The following is a 14,692-nucleotide window of genomic DNA, read 5'->3' on the forward strand; positions in this document are numbered from 1 at the left end:
TGTTATTCTTTCTACATAGTACGCCATCAGGCCCAAATTCAAGTGGCCTTGCCAATTCATCCTACGGCTTTAGACTTGGCAGACTACCAGACTTGGCAGGTTACTAAACCGGGCGGACTGGCAGACTGCCAAAGGATACCAGTCTGACCTGCCGCTGTGCCAGGCGTTCCATCACCTGCCGGCTGGCAACGGCCGCCAACTCCTGCTGCCAATGGTAATCCCAGCCGAATGCCTGGTGTAATACACTATTATCCAGACCCGGATGGACCATAATTTCTGACAGACCGTTAGGCAGATTATCAATAATGTTCAGCAAAATCTCTTCATTCATGCTGCCGCCGGCCAACATTCCATAAAAATGTTCAGGCGCAGCCAGCCTTGCACGCCGCACCTTCGAGCGGGCCAGGTTTGCCAGCGTACTAAGACCCAGCCGGCCAATAAGCCTACCGGCAGTTGGTCTGAAACCACCGAAAAACAAGGGCGGCTCGGCCGGAACCCGCAGAGCCGGAATAGCAAACTGTTTGGCAATGTCGATGACAACATCGATTATCCCAGGCACCACATGCATATGTTGATGGCTGTCAAGATGAGTAATGGCAATGCCGGCTGCCATTACTTTTTTCACTTGGGCGGTAAGCTCCCGCCTTACATCCTCAAGACGAACACCGGCTAAACAAAATTTTTGCAAAAATACCGGATAGCTGGAGCATAACAGTCCGTCCTTATCAATCAGCGAAATAACCTGTCCCGGTTCGGCTGCCGGCAATCCGCCAACCAGCGTGAGATGAACCCCTATTCCCAACTGCGGATGGACTGCCGCTAAAGCGGCTGCATGATTAAAGGCAGGCGCACCGGCCATGATCGAAGTGCTGGTTATACAGCCCTTAGTATATCCTTCAACGATACCGAGATTAATGGTTTCATGCAAACCGAAATCGTCGGCATTTACAATTAACTGTTTCATAGTTTCCTCAAAAAGATTTTATTTCCTCTGCGAAAATGGTTAATGGGGCAAAATATCCCTGGTATGAGTTGATATGTGATTTCTGATACTATTACTGGTTGCGTGACCAAATATAAAATACAGGGAGGTAATTACACGATGACACAATCCAAACAAAGCAAGCAAGCTGAAAGCAAAAGCGAATATGGTACCTTGACTGCTAAAATGGATGCCAACAAAGATTATTCCAGCAACACTGCCGGAACCAGCGCTTCCTCTTCCACGGCTGCCGGCACCTCGGCTTCTTCAGCAGATATGAACCAATTAAGCCAACTGGCTAAACAGTCGCAAACCAGCAGCAGCACAGCTGCTACTAACGCAAAAACCCAAAAGGCCAATCAAACATTAACCGCAAAATATGATGCTAATGGCGACTATAGCGCCGAATAGCAATAAGTGAAAACCAGGACGGCGCCGGACTCATGCAAAGAGTCTGGCGCCGCTTGTTTCATTGTTCCACGCACTCAACATGCGCAGCATAGGCACTATGATTATGAATGGACTCATAGTTTTCGCATTCCACTTCAAACCACTCTACACCATCAATCTTGCGCAGTGTTAGTACCAAATCCCTAAGCACATCTTCCACAAACTTCGGATTTTCATACGCCTTTTCCGTAACATACTTTTCATCTTCGCGCTTTAGCAACGCATACACCTGGCAGCTGCCCTGCTCCTCCATCATGGCCGCCAGATCTTCAATCCAAATAAATTTGCCTGGCAGCTGCTTAATTTTTGCCCGCATAGTTCCCCGCTGGTTATGGGCTCCATAATGCGAAATTTCTTTACTGCACGGACAAAGCGACGTAAATGGCACCGTAATTCCAAACATAAAGTCCAATTGTTCGCCGCGAACCAGCTCAGCGGAAAATACGCAATCATAATCCAGCATGCTTTTTAAGCCGCTTACCGGTGCCGCTTTCTCGATAAAATATTTAAAATGAATATCAATATGTGCCCGCATGGCATGTAAGCGATCAATAGTATCTGTCAGCATATACTCCACTTCGCGATAGGATACCGGTTTTTGACTCCAATCACTCAGTATTTCGATGAAGCGGCTCATATGGGTGCCTTTAAACTCTTGGGGCAAATCAACAGCAAGCTTAATTTTTGCCAATACCGACTGGAACGAGCCACTCTTGGTTTTTATTAAAAAAGGTAAGTGAACATCGCTGACCCCAACCTTCTGAATAGCAATACCACGCTCATCACAGCTGTTTTGAACATCCTTAATCCCGCTCTTTCCCTGGGTCGTTTGCTTCATGTTATTCACTCCTAGTATGATACAAAATAGGGTCCTTCAGTCCTGCCTCAGCAAATCCTTTAAGACGCAAAAGACAGCTGTCACATTGTCCACAAGCCGCATCCTGGCCCTGATAGCAGCTTGTTGTCAGATGAAGCGGTGCTGCCAGCTTGTCCCCTAATAATACGATATCCTTTTTGCTTAAGGCTATCAGGGGCGTCTCAATAATAATCTTCCGGCCATCCTCAGCCGTAGCTTTGGTAGAATAGTTAGCCAGTTGCTGAAACATGGCAATGAATTCAGGGCGGCAATCAGGATAGCCTGAATAATCCAAGGCGTTAACACCGATATATACCCGCTCAGCTCCCGTTACTTCAGCATAGCCAAGAGCATAACTCAAAAAAATCAAATTCCGGGCAGGCACATAGGTAATAGGAACTGCCGCAGCGCCGGTATCCCCTTCCGGGACAGCCAGTTTAGGATCAGTCAGCGCACTGCCGCCAATGGCATCCATATTTGTCTCAATAATCAAATGACGGTCAACATTATAATGCTGAGCGACACTGGCGGCGGCCGCAAGTTCCCGCTTGTGCCGCTGATGATAATTAAAGCTTATTGGCAGCAGCTCATAGCCTTCACTGTTAGCGACAGCCATACATACTGTAGAATCCAATCCGCCAGACAACAGCACAACTGCCTTTCTCTTCATAAGCGTTCCCCTATCTAATCATTTATTTTCTGCAATTAAGCTCTGATAATTTTTACAATGCTCAGATTCTTATTACGTTCCAAATCAATGTATTCTATGTCCGAAGTGACTACAACCGGCCTTGATGCCAGAAAATGTCCAAGATAAATCACCTCTGCCTGTCGTCCATCACTTAATTCTACAATATTGCCCACAAAAAAATCGCGAATATTATTTAAAAATACTATGCCAATCTCAGGGTCAAGCTTATGAAACATTTCCTCAAGGATCATATCTACTACGGCAAAGGGTGTAATCTTGCGATGATATACACGGTCGGAAGTCATGGCATCATAGATATCGGCTATGGCAATAATTTTTGCGTATTCATGTATTTTTTCGCTGGTAACACCCAGCGGATAACCGCTGCCGTCAAAACGTTCATGGTGCTGGAAAACTCCATAAGCCACACCCATTGGCAGATTAGGTATATCATGCACCAATCGATACCCCCGGATTGTGTGCAAACGCATAATCTCCATTTCTTCAGGGGTAAGCTTGCCAGGCTTATTGAGTATTTCTAAAGGAATCTGGGTTTTGCCAACATCATGCAGCAAACCGGCTAACACCAAATCCTGCAAATCCTGTTCGGCAAACCCAAGCCATTTTCCCAATACGCCACAAATTACCGCCACATTAACTGAATGATGAAACGTATAATCATCCTGACGGCGTATCATATGAATATGATTGATTACTCCGGTTGAGTTAACCAACGGGTCAATCGAGTTATTGGTTAATTCACGTATAGCTGCCAGTGGCACTTCCTTGAAAAAGCGTATTTTAGCAAATGACTCTTTGAGCGCATGCACCGTATCGTCATAGTCAGCATAAAACTTTTTTTGCTGGAGAGTTTCCGGAATAGAAAAATCAATATCAGGCTCATCTGAGAGTAATTCCTTAATAAATACTGTGGAAATATCCCAAAATTTTAGGCCTTCAATCATGCTTTGTGAGAGAATTGTTCCTTCACTGAGAACAATCTTTTTATCCCGCGTCAGTACCATCCGCCCAATTTCCATACCAGGCTTTATTTCGTCGAGCGGATATGGTTTGATACGATACTTTGCAGTCATTGCTTTCCCTCCCCGCACGCCACTCCCGGATATATAATTAGTATATGTTACAATATTAACAATATAATTTTACATGTTTTCCTTTTTTCCTGCTAAAAATTTTCCAAATTGAGTTATATCTGCTCAAAAGTCTTAAAATGGAGCTTGCAAACTTGGTTTAATGCCGCTTTTCCATACTTTCCGGCAAATTCCCGGGCAACGCCAACTACCTGGACTGCCCCTTTAGGAAAGCTGATGCCAAACTGTGCAGAAAGCTCGGCCATGCTGACTAAAAATCGGTCACGCGCCAGGATGGAGGCGGCGGCAACGGCAATATTGCGCTCAGCCCGGTGCATCTGTATTAAGGTAATCTCCTGACCTTTTTCTAAGAGTTCGGCCTGAATAAAACGTTCGTGGGCGAACTGGTCGGCGATGGCAAACTTGGCCGGCTCCTGGGTTAGCAGGCTCTCAAGAGCCCGGGCGTGCGAAAAGGCCAGAAAATGATTGAGGTTCCTGCCGGCACTGTTAAACTTGCTGTACATAGCATTATACTCAGCCGGCATCCACGCCAGTTCAACAAACCGGTGTGCGCACTCTTCCCTGATACGTTCTGCCAGAGCACGGTTTTTTTCGTCAGACAGGGCTTTGCTGTCTTTTACTCCTACGGCGGCCAGTTTATCGGCCGTCTGTTCATCCACCAGCACCGCAGCCACTACCAGCGGACCAAAGAAATCGCCTTTACCTGACTCATCAAGACCAATCCATTTATTATCAAAATCAGCCACAGCCTCAAAGCCTGGCGGCCGTCCGGCAATTAGCTGCGCCTTCCCGGCACCCCCGCCCGCAGCCGGCGTTTTTCCTGCGCAAATGGCCTCCACGGCTGTTTTGAGCGGAGACCCAGAACCACCTACAACAATACTAATGCCCTTTTTTCCATTATATATATTAACAGTCACTGTGGCCTGCCCGTCGGAAACCTTTACCTGCCGGCCATAATTGATCGGCTTTTCCGCCGTTATAGTAAATCCTGCCTGGGCAAACCCTTCCTTCAAAACCGCCAGTCTTGCGTTTAGCATATCCATCTACAACCTTCTGTCCTTAACAAATTGACATAGCTTCTTTTAACGCAATATGTTGAACTACCTTAAGCGGCACCCCGGTGGCTTCAGCAATTTTACGGCAATCTTCATATTCGGGCGCTACATTACATATCTTGCCCTGATGGGAGCTAATTTTCACCTTGACTTCTCCCCAAGGCAAGCTAATAATCATAAACTCGCGACTAGCCATAGACCGTGATACCGGATAGATGCGCATGCCAATTGAGGTGGTTTCCTGTAAAACAATATCAACTGCTTTAGTCCGGCAATCTGCGGGAATCAGTACAGACAGTTTCGTTGCCGGCCGGTTTTTCTTCATAAAAATAGGCGTCAGCCAAACATCCAGTGCCCCGGCAGCAAAGAGTCTGTCCATTACATAACCATACAACTCCGGGCTTTGGTCATCAATATTGGCTTCCAGCACCAAACATTGTCCGTCCTCCCGGCCACTCAGCAAGGCGGACACATTGCCTGCATATAACCGCAAAACATTGGGAATTTCCAGTTCCCAGGTACCGGCCCCATAACCAATTCGGGCACTGACAAAGCTTTCAGGCATAGCTCCAAAACCATTGCCTAAAGTCGCCAGCACAGCAGCGCCGGTAGGTGTCACCAGTTCTTTGGCAATATCTCCCTGATAGCAGGGAATACCCTGCAAGAGTTCGGCAGTGGCCGGTGCCGGTACCGGCATAAGTCCGTGACAGCACTTAACAAAGCCGCTGCCAACATGCAGGCGTGAAGCATAGATATGTTCGATCCCCAGGTAATCAAGCGCCCAGGCGATCCCAACAATATCCACAATCGAATCAACTGCGCCGACTTCATGAAAATGAACCTCTTCGGCCGGCATGCCGTGAACCTTCCCTTCGGCCTCTGCCAGACGGGTAAATATCCGCTTAGCCAGTTCCTTAACCGCAGGTGCAAGCTCTGCACAATCGATCATAGCGACAATATCAGCTAAAGTGCGATGCTCATGCACCGACTCGTCTACCTGAACATCCAGATAACAGGCATTGATACCGCCTTTGTCCACTCTGGTTATTACCAGCTCATAGCCGGTTACCGGCAATTTAGCCAGTTCTGTCCGGAGCAGTTCTGCCGGTGCACCGGCGTCCAGCAGAGCCCCCAGCAGCATGTTGCCGCTAATACCGGCAAAACAGTCAAGATAAATTGCATTATATTTTACATCCATTAGTTCAAATCACCTCATTTGATTAATAATGCTGGCCAGCCTGCCTGCGCCGAAACCATTGTCAATATTCACAACGGCGATACCTGCCGCGCAACTGTTAAGCATGCTTAATAATGCCGCAAGCCCGCCAAAACTTGCGCCATAGCCAATACTTGTCGGCACTGCAATGACAGGTTTAGCTGCCATGCCGCCGACAACACTGGCCAGCGCCCCTTCCATCCCGGCAACAACAATAAGGACATTAGCCTGCTCGATAAGCTGCCTTTGATCAAGCAGGCGATGAATCCCGGCCACCCCCACATCATATACCCGTCTGACTTCATTACCCATAATTTCAGCAGTAACAGCTGCTTCCTCAGCTACCGGAATATCACTGGTGCCGGCACTCATCACCAAAATAAACCGTTCACTGTCAACAGGCGGTTTTTGCCGCTCAACAGTAATTAATCTGGCCAATTCATGATACTCAGCATCAGCTACAACGGCTTTTACGGCAGTATACATCTCTTTGCTGGCTCTTGTCGCCAAAATACTATGATTATATTCGGCCAGCCGCTGAACAATAGCCTGCACTTGTTCCACCGTTTTCCCCTGACAGAAAACCACTTCGGCAAAGCCTTGCCTGATCAGGCGATGGTGATCCAGTTTAGCAAATTCCAAATCTTCATAGGGCAGTATCTTTAGTTTCTCAACCGTTTCTTCTAAGCTTAATTCGCCTGTCTTAAATTCTCTTAGCAGGCTGCTTACATGGTCAACATCCATTTTCTACACCTCGTTCAACGTCTCATTCATACTGCCGGTGCGATAACCACTAAGATCAAGCGTAACATATGTAAACCCAAGCTTCTTTATACCGGACACAATAACCGGCAACAACTCCTGGCTGGCTAACAGCTTTGCCATAACTTCCGGCTGCAGCTCAATACGTGCCAGGGCATCATGATGACGTACCCGGATCTGACCTGAGCAATGCTGCCGCACCACTTCCTCAGCAAGTTCCACCTGGCGCAACCGTTCAGCGGTAATCTCCAGCCCATACACCAGGCGGGATACAAGGCAGGCCGCACTTGGCTTGTCCCAGGTGGGCAGCCCCCACTCTTTCGACACAGCCCGGATATCCTCTTTGGTAAAGCCGGCTTCCAGCAGTGGGCTTTTTACCTGTGGCAGTTCGGCAATGGCTTTCATCCCTGGGCGAAAATCTCCTAAATCATCGGCATTGGAGCCCTCAATAACCCAGTCAAAGCCATGCTCCCGCGACCAAGCCACCAGTGCGGAAAACCGTTCCTTTTTGCAATAATAGCATCTCTGGGACGTATTAGCAATAAAATCAGCGCTATTCATCTCTGAAGCTGGCAGCACAGTATGCTTGATACCAATTGCCTGGGCAAACGCCCTGGCCTCCTCGCACTCTCTGGCCGGAGATGATTCGGATACCGCCGTTATGGCCATAGTATTGTCCCCCAGCACCCTATGCGCGGCTGCAGCCAAAAAAGTACTGTCAACACCGCCGGAGAAGGCAATAACTGCACTTTTGAGCGTTAAGAGTATGGTATTAAGCTTATTTACTTTTTCCTGGATTGTAATCATTGCCATCCTCCTGTTAATTATCAACATAAAGACATAATGTTTTTATATGCATTATGTCTTTATAAGAATTCCCTATGAACAGCCAAAATCCTGTTTATGGCTGAATTTTTTTAATTTTGCAATTGGGGAGCAGGATGTGAGTTTTCTAAAAGTTTTTCCAGGGTCTCGATGATTTTCAGTTGAGTTTCTTCCATAAATAATATGCACTGGTTTAGCAACAGAATCTGCGGGTGAATCCGTATTTGCCTTTCCCGCGCAACCAGTTCCAAATACCCAATTGCCAGTTCCATTTGTTCAGCAGCCGCTAAAACCTGGCTGTCAAGTAATCGCTCCCAGAGAATATAGTGATATGCCTGCACCAATTGGGCAGCCTGACTATATCCTTCACTATTGTAATGATAATGGGCAAATTCGGAAACATGCTTAACAAACTCATTAAATTCATGACTGGTAGGCAGCATCATATCCGAGACTGTAGTTAAGATGAGTTTGTTTAGCTCATGAATATTGCTGTTTTGCAGTTTCATTAATGTTAACAAATTATTTACTTCATCCGTCTGATTAAACAATAGCATCCCCCCAAGGCGGTGCCTTTTAGAGCATTATACTTCATAGTATTCAGTTCCCCCATATTATGTCACTAGGTACCTGCAAAACAAAACCGCCGCAAAACCTATTCGTAAGAATAGTGTCTGCGACGGAATTTTACTGCCACCATATGTTAGAAGAAAATTTTACCGGGATTTCTATTCGTAAATTTGCGAATTGACACAGGTAAGCGGCTTGCCGCCGGTGAGAACGGCAATAATATTGTTAGCAGCAATCTCGGCCATGGCGTTTCTGGTCTCAATGGTTGCATTGCCCAAATGCGGCGCTAACACTACATTATCAAGTTCTTCCAGACCGGCGGTCACTTTAGGCTCAAATTCATATACATCAAGAGCCGCACCGGCAATTGTCTTGCTCTTGAGCGCCGTAAGCAGGGCGGCCTCATCAATCAACGGGCCGCGGGCGGCGTTAATCAGGAACGCAGTAGGCTTCATACCGGCCAATTCCTTAGAGCCGATCATATGTTTCATGGCCGGATTATAGCTCTGGTGGAAGGTTAGGAAATCGGCCTGCTTAATGACTTCTTCCTGAGGCAGATATTCAAGCCCCAGTTCCTGCTCAAGTTCAGGCTGCAAACGGGTGCGGGTATAATAAACGATCCGCATATCAAAGCCTCTGGCACGTTTTGCCACAGCCCTGCCAATATTGCCCATACCAATAATCCCCAGTGTCTTTCCTGTCACTTCAACGCCCAAATGATACAATGGCGCCCAACCGGTAAACTTGCCGGCCCTGGTGGTTTTATCCCCCTCAACAATACGGCGGGCAATAGCCAAAATCAGCCCCCAGGTTAAATCAGCAGTGGCGTTTGTGGAAACTGCAGGTGTGTTGGTTACCGGAATCTTCCGGGAGGTAGCGGCAGCTACATCAATATTATTAAATCCGGCACCATAGTTGGCAATAATCTTCAAATTGGGATTTGAAGCGATTATTTCGGCATCAATGTTATCCGAGAGCAGGCATAATAATGCATCTTTTCCTGCCAGGCCATCGATAATTTCCTGCTTGTTTAAAAGGCGAAGATCGTTGTGCATGGTTACCTCAAAATGCTTGGACAGCATCTCGGCCGCAATTTTGGGAATAAGCCCCGAAACAAATACTTTTTGTTTCACTGTCAACAGCTCCTTTTTGTTACCTGCATTGCCAGTGCCTCACCCGGCGGGAACACGAAGTATATCACCGGTCTTTTTGCTGCCAGGCTTTGTTGTCGTCGCCTTACATATGTCCGATATGTGCGGCTCCTCCGCCGCGCCTGACAACAAAAATTCTCGGAGCTATGCTTCATAACCCCGCCGGATGAGACACTTGATATATTTTAAATATATTTTACCAAAATTCCTTACTTTATGGTAGAGTACGCCGGCAGGATATTATAGCTTTATCCCGAACAAATTTGGTAAATAGGTAGAAGGAGGTATGTTTATGGCAACGCTGACAATAACTGACCAGGCTCTCGAATATATTACTTCTCGCGGCAAACCAATATATCTTGAACTTTTTCAAGTCATTTCCTGCTGAATTGACATAAGAGAAAGCCCGGCTGTACGCCTGGGCCAACCGCATAATCCGGAAAAATATTCTCTTGAGGAAATACAAGGCGTAACAGTATATATCCCCTACGAACTGCCCGACATCCCCTTAACCATTGCGCTCAATCGCTTCCTATGGTTTAAGAATCTGGTTATCGAGGGCTGGCGACTGGTCTGAACGAGAAGCCCTGGCATTTACATGCCGGGGCTTCTGTCTGTTGTATCAGGGTTAGCCTGTCTGAAATGATTTTGCAGTCTGTCAATCAAAAGATATACCAGCGGAATAATAATAAGTGTCAGGAAAGTTGAAGTAATTAAGCCTCCGATAAGGGTTACTCCCATGGATGAGCGAATTTCAGCCCCGGCACCAATGCCCAAAGCAATGGGCAACATGCCGAAAATCATGGCAAGTGTTGTCATTAAGATCGGTCTGAGCCTGACTGAACCTGCTTCCACCAGAGCCTCGACGGTCGGCATACCTCCTGCGCGCAGCTGATTTGTGTAGTCGACAAGCAAAATAGCATTCTTAGTTACCAGTCCCATCAGCATGATAACGCCAATCAACGACATGATATTAATGGTATTGCCTGCAATTAATAAACCGAGTATGGCTCCAACCAGGGAAAATGGTAATGACAACATGATTGTCAGCGGATGGATAAAGCTTTCAAATTCCGCTGCCAGCACCATATAAATCAGAATGATAGCCAAGATAAGCGCCTTGGCAATCTCGTTAAACGAGTTTTCCATCATCTGGGCCTGGCCCACCAGCTTATGGGTATAGCCTAAAGGCAAATTAAGCCCTGGAATCAAATCTCTTACCTGGGCAAGGATTTCACCTGTAGAAGTGCCTACCGCATTGGCGTAGACAATGACCTGACGCTGACGATCTTCCCTGTCAATTTGCGTCGGACCGGATGACAGCTTCACTTCGGCGATATCACCGAGGCGGATAAAACCGCTCCGGCTCTGAATCCGAAGATTGGCCACATCGTCCATACCCAGGCGATGTTCTTGTTTAAGCTGGACGCGAATATTATAGTCACTGTCAGCCACATTATACTGGTTGCCGGTTGTTGACCCCAGAAAAGCAGTTTGTACCGCCTTGCCGGCAGTTGCCGCATCCAGGCCGACATCGCCCAAACGAGCCGGATCAAATTTTACCTGAACCTCCGGTTCAGACTGTTCGCTGGATATATCAACATCGGTAGTACCGGGAATTTGTTTTATTTGTTCGGCAAGTAAGCTGGCATACATATTCAGATTATCCAGCTCCGGACCGCGCAGTGCCACCTGTACCGGACGCGAATCGCCCCGCCCCACGCCTTGCCCGCTTGACACCGATACCTTTAAGCCTTTGACACTCCGGAACTTAACCCGAAGCTCATCCATAATCTGCATCATGGAGCGTGAACGCTCCCCGGTGCTAACCAGCCTTACACCAATCATTGAGCGATAAACCTGACGGTTGCTGCCAACAACCATATAAGCTGATTCCAGTTCCGGAATAGCCAGAATTTCCTGTTCAATCTGGGCAGCTAATTCCCGGTTCCGCTCAATCGACGTTCCTGCCGGAGCCGTCATATTGACAATAAATTCACCGGAGTCATAGGTGGGTTGAAATTCAGAGCCAAGAAACTGCACGAGCAAGCCATTAACCAACAGGGATATTATCGCCAGCGCCACCAGTTTTTTCGGCCGCCGCAGCGCCCAATGCAATACCTGCCGGTAAAATTCCCGGAAAGCCTCAAACCCTCGCTCCCATTTATCAAGCATGGCCTCCAGCCAGCGAATTCCACCTTTTTCCCCGCCATGACCGGCCTTAAGCCAATAAGCCGACAACATGGGTGTCAGTGAAAAAGCAACAAACAGGGAGAACGCCACGGCAAATGCCACCGTCAACCCGAACTGCTTGAAAAACTGGCCAATAATCTCACCCATATTGCCGACAGGCACAAAGACGGCAATAATGCAAAAGGTTGTCGCCAGCACTGCCAGCGAAATTTCTTTAGTGCCTTCACACGCCGCCTCGAAGGTTTTTTTACCTTGCTCCATGTGGCGGAAGATATTCTCAATGACTACGATGGCATCGTCAATCAGAATGCCTACCGCCAGACTAAGCCCCATTAACGACATATTGTTAAGGGTAAAATTCATCACCTTCATCAAAAAGAAGGTGGCAATAATGGAAGTCGGAATGGCAAGAGCACTGATAATGGTTGCCCGCGTGTTGCGTAAAAAGAGAAAAGTAATGGCCACAGCCAGGAAACCGCCAAACACCATGGTCACCATGACATCTTCCACACTGTCTCTAATATACACTGAGTTATCCCGCACTTTGGTGACCTTGATATCAGGCGGCAGCACATTCTGTTGCAGATGCTCCATCGACTGTTTTACTTTTTCCGCGACACCGACAGTATTGGTGCCTGATTGTTTTTGGATGCTGACAATCACGCTGGGTACGCCATTGGTTGCAGCATAGTTGCGTTCTTCCTCCCAGGCATCTTTGACCTCAGCCACTTCGTGGAGCCGCACTAAACGCCCCTGTTGGTTAAGAACAATAATTTGCTTGATATCATCAATGCTTTTGTATTTACCAATGGTTCTAACTGTTAACTCCATGCCTTTTTCTTTGACATGCCCGCCCGGAGTATTGACATTATTGCTGTTAACAACCTCCAGCAATTGCTGCAATGACAGACCATAAGCCTCCAGTTTGCTGGGGTCGGCCAGAATTTGAATTTCTCTTTGGGCTGCCCCATAGACACTAACCTCGGCTACCCCTTCTAACTGCTGGATTTGGTCTTTAACAATATCCTCGGCAATTTTGCGGATTTCACCCCGCGACCGGTTGTCGGAGGCCAGACTAAAAGTAAGGATAGACTGTGCCGTAATATCGTACCGCTGGACGACAGGCTCATCAATCTCGTCCGGCAGCCGCCGGCGAATACCGGCGACCTTCTCCCGCACATCGTTGGCAGCCAGCTTGGCATTTGTCCCCAATTCAAACTCAATCGTGGTCTGCGACACGCCTTCCCGCGATACCGAGGATAGTGTCTTAATGCCTGACACTGAGCTTACGGCATCTTCGACAGGTTTTGTAATCAGGCTTTCCATCTCTTCCGGCGAAGCGCCGGTATAGGTAACACTGACCAAAACAATAGGAAACTCCACATCAGGATACAGGTCAATCCCCAGGCTCGGATAGGAGTTAAGCCCGAATACCACCAGCAGCATAACCAGCATAGTGGTAAATACCGGCCGCTTGATAAATAAATTAATCATTTAGCTGCCGAGCCTCCCCCGGCGCAGCCATTCGGACCAGCGAACCGTCCCGCAGTTTATTTTGACCGGCAATGACGATCTGCTCTCCCTCTTTAACGCCGTCAATCACTTCCGCCCAGCCGCCGCCCACATACCCCAGAGTAAGCAGACGCTGCTGCACTTTGTTGTCAGCTGTAAGCACATACACCGTTTTACGGTCTTCCCGCATCACCAGTGCCGTTTCCGGCACAACAAGGGCCTGCTCATGCGCCGGAACAGGAACTTCCACTTTGGCAAACATACCGGCCTTGATAATATTTTGTTCATTAGGAATGGAAATCTCGGCGGTAAAGGTTCGTGAAGGCATGGCAGCTACCGGTGACAGACGGGTTATTGTCCCCACAAACTCCTGGCCACCAAGCGCATCTACCCTGACCTTTACACTGGCACCGGTCTTAAGCTGGGTAATCTCCGCCTCGCCTACCGTAGCCTTAGCTAAAAGCGTGCTAATGTTGGCCACAGTAACCAGCGGCGTACCTGCTTTGGCATAAAAGCCGACTTGCAGATGACGCCGGGTGACCACACCACTCTGTGGCGCTAGTATGGTAGCGCCTGTCAGTTTGCTTGCATAAAGGCTTAACGCGCCTTCAGCCGCCCGAACCTGACCTATAGCCAAATCGCGTTTCGTTCTGGCAGAATCGAGTGTTTGCACCGATATGGCACCTTGCTCAGCAAGTCTGGCCATCCGGCTATAATCAAGCTCAGCTTGTTCAAAATTGGCCCTGGCCTGCAGCAGAGTTCCCTCTGCCTGAATAACCTGGGCCGAAAGTTCTCCCATATCAAGCACGGCTATCGTCATACCGGCAGTGACAGCATCCCCTTCATCCACCGTAAGGGTCTCTATACGACCGTCAACTTTACCGGAAATATCCGCACTCCATACCGGCTCAAGACTGGAGGAAAAGGTTAGCACAGGCGTAACGTCCCGTCTGGTAACAGCAGCCACTTCGACCGCCACTGCCTGCCCCTGCGCCACGCGCCCGGCCCGTTCTTTTCCCGCCTGCACATTGCTATAGATACGGTAGCTGATAATCCCGGTTAAAACCAATGCCATAATTGCTACAATAATGATTGCCCTTTGCTTGCGTGCCACCTGTTCATTCCTCCACATAAATTTTAAAATCCTCAGTTTTTATTCGACAAGTGACCAGGCTATCCTGCCACCGTAATGTAAATTTATTGATAAGAAAAACCGCTAGCGCGGTCCTTTGGCTTTGCACAAATTAGATAATCCCGGAATGTCAAAAAAGATCTTTACTTTTGGCATTGCCCCATAAGCAGAGAATCAAGTTATTA

At 47.9% G+C, this 14,692-nt stretch carries 14 protein-coding genes; 2 read left to right on the forward strand and 12 right to left on the reverse strand.

What is annotated here, in order from left to right; all coding sequences use genetic code 11:
* Nucleotides 1–103: 103 nt before the first annotated feature.
* Nucleotides 104–964 (reverse strand): ChbG/HpnK family deacetylase, encoded by an 861-nt coding sequence (locus tag GT1_RS01800; protein ID WP_188396945.1) that lies wholly within the window; start codon nt 962–964, stop codon nt 104–106.
* Between the two features lie 138 nt (nt 965–1,102).
* On the opposite strand from GT1_RS01800, the gene GT1_RS01805 reads away from it, so the two are divergent.
* Nucleotides 1,103–1,393: a hypothetical protein gene (locus GT1_RS01805; protein WP_075754819.1), complete on the forward strand. Its 291-nt coding sequence runs from the start codon at nt 1,103–1,105 to the stop codon at nt 1,391–1,393.
* A 58-nt stretch (nt 1,394–1,451) separates the two neighbouring features.
* Here GT1_RS01805 and folE2 read toward each other — a convergent pair whose 3' ends face one another.
* From folE2 to GT1_RS01850, 9 genes are all read right to left on the reverse strand, one after another.
* Complete coding sequence (folE2, locus tag GT1_RS01810) at nt 1,452–2,240, reverse strand: GTP cyclohydrolase FolE2 (RefSeq protein ID WP_075756019.1); 789 nt, start codon at nt 2,238–2,240, stop codon at nt 1,452–1,454.
* 31 nt (nt 2,241–2,271) lie between these two features.
* Nucleotides 2,272–2,958, reverse strand: coding sequence for a 7-cyano-7-deazaguanine synthase QueC (queC, locus tag GT1_RS01815; protein WP_188396947.1), 687 nt, complete (start codon nt 2,956–2,958; stop codon nt 2,272–2,274).
* Nucleotides 2,959–2,993: 35 nt separating this feature from the next.
* A complete protein-coding gene (locus GT1_RS01820) occupies nt 2,994–4,073 on the reverse strand; it encodes an HD-GYP domain-containing protein (RefSeq protein WP_188396949.1) in 1,080 nt (359 codons plus the stop codon).
* A 113-nt stretch (nt 4,074–4,186) separates the two neighbouring features.
* A complete protein-coding gene (gene rnhC / locus GT1_RS01825) occupies nt 4,187–5,134 on the reverse strand; it encodes a ribonuclease HIII (protein ID WP_223225993.1) in 948 nt (315 codons plus the stop codon).
* 16 nt (nt 5,135–5,150) lie between these two features.
* On the reverse strand, nt 5,151–6,344 hold the full coding sequence (larC, locus tag GT1_RS01830; RefSeq protein ID WP_188396951.1) for a nickel pincer cofactor biosynthesis protein LarC: 1,194 nt from the start codon (nt 6,342–6,344) through the stop codon (nt 5,151–5,153).
* 9 nt (nt 6,345–6,353) lie between these two features.
* Nucleotides 6,354–7,106 (reverse strand): nickel pincer cofactor biosynthesis protein LarB, encoded by a 753-nt coding sequence (gene larB, locus GT1_RS01835; RefSeq protein ID WP_075754811.1) that lies wholly within the window; start codon nt 7,104–7,106, stop codon nt 6,354–6,356.
* Nucleotides 7,107–7,109: 3 nt separating this feature from the next.
* Entirely contained in the window at nt 7,110–7,931 is an 822-nt protein-coding gene (gene larE, locus GT1_RS01840; RefSeq protein ID WP_188396953.1) for an ATP-dependent sacrificial sulfur transferase LarE, read from the reverse strand.
* A gap of 110 nt (nt 7,932–8,041) precedes the next feature.
* Complete coding sequence (locus GT1_RS01845; protein ID WP_075754806.1) at nt 8,042–8,500, reverse strand: hypothetical protein; 459 nt, start codon at nt 8,498–8,500, stop codon at nt 8,042–8,044.
* Nucleotides 8,501–8,677: 177 nt separating this feature from the next.
* Nucleotides 8,678–9,652: a 2-hydroxyacid dehydrogenase family protein gene (locus tag GT1_RS01850; protein WP_223225994.1), complete on the reverse strand. Its 975-nt coding sequence runs from the start codon at nt 9,650–9,652 to the stop codon at nt 8,678–8,680.
* 412 nt (nt 9,653–10,064) lie between these two features.
* Here GT1_RS01850 and GT1_RS22700 point away from each other — a divergent pair, with 412 nt between their 5' ends.
* On the forward strand, nt 10,065–10,247 hold the full coding sequence (locus tag GT1_RS22700) for a CC/Se motif family (seleno)protein (RefSeq protein WP_376741996.1): 183 nt from the start codon (nt 10,065–10,067) through the stop codon (nt 10,245–10,247).
* 17 nt (nt 10,248–10,264) lie between these two features.
* On the opposite strand, the gene GT1_RS01855 is transcribed toward GT1_RS22700, so the two are convergent.
* Together GT1_RS01855 and GT1_RS01860 are read right to left on the reverse strand one after the other, a co-directional pair.
* The gene (locus tag GT1_RS01855) at nt 10,265–13,357 is read right to left on the reverse strand and encodes an efflux RND transporter permease subunit (RefSeq protein ID WP_188396956.1); all 3,093 of its coding nucleotides are present in this window, start codon (nt 13,355–13,357) and stop codon (nt 10,265–10,267) included.
* Nucleotides 13,350–14,489: an efflux RND transporter periplasmic adaptor subunit gene (locus GT1_RS01860; protein WP_223225995.1), complete on the reverse strand. Its 1,140-nt coding sequence runs from the start codon at nt 14,487–14,489 to the stop codon at nt 13,350–13,352. The genes GT1_RS01855 and GT1_RS01860 overlap by 8 nt, the downstream gene beginning before the upstream one ends.
* Between the last annotated feature and the right edge of the window lie 203 nt (nt 14,490–14,692).

The organism is Sporomusa sp. GT1, assembly GCF_014634905.1.
GTDB lineage: Bacteria > Bacillota > Negativicutes > Sporomusales > Sporomusaceae > Sporomusa > Sporomusa sphaeroides.

Coding starts and splice junctions, on each gene's coding strand:
- GT1_RS01800 (WP_188396945.1), bottom strand. CDS start 964: ATGAAACAGTTAATTGTAAATGCCGACGATTTCGGTTTGCATGAAACC.
- GT1_RS01805 (WP_075754819.1), top strand. CDS start 1,103: ATGACACAATCCAAACAAAGCAAGCAAGCTGAAAGCAAAAGCGAATAT.
- queC (WP_188396947.1), bottom strand. CDS start 2,958: ATGAAGAGAAAGGCAGTTGTGCTGTTGTCTGGCGGATTGGATTCTACA.
- GT1_RS01820 (WP_188396949.1), bottom strand. CDS start 4,073: ATGACTGCAAAGTATCGTATCAAACCATATCCGCTCGACGAAATAAAG.
- rnhC (WP_223225993.1), bottom strand. CDS start 5,134: ATGGATATGCTAAACGCAAGACTGGCGGTTTTGAAGGAAGGGTTTGCC.
- larC (WP_188396951.1), bottom strand. CDS start 6,344: ATGGATGTAAAATATAATGCAATTTATCTTGACTGTTTTGCCGGTATT.
- larB (WP_075754811.1), bottom strand. CDS start 7,106: ATGGATGTTGACCATGTAAGCAGCCTGCTAAGAGAATTTAAGACAGGC.
- larE (WP_188396953.1), bottom strand. CDS start 7,931: ATGATTACAATCCAGGAAAAAGTAAATAAGCTTAATACCATACTCTTA.
- GT1_RS01855 (WP_188396956.1), bottom strand. CDS start 13,357: ATGATTAATTTATTTATCAAGCGGCCGGTATTTACCACTATGCTGGTT.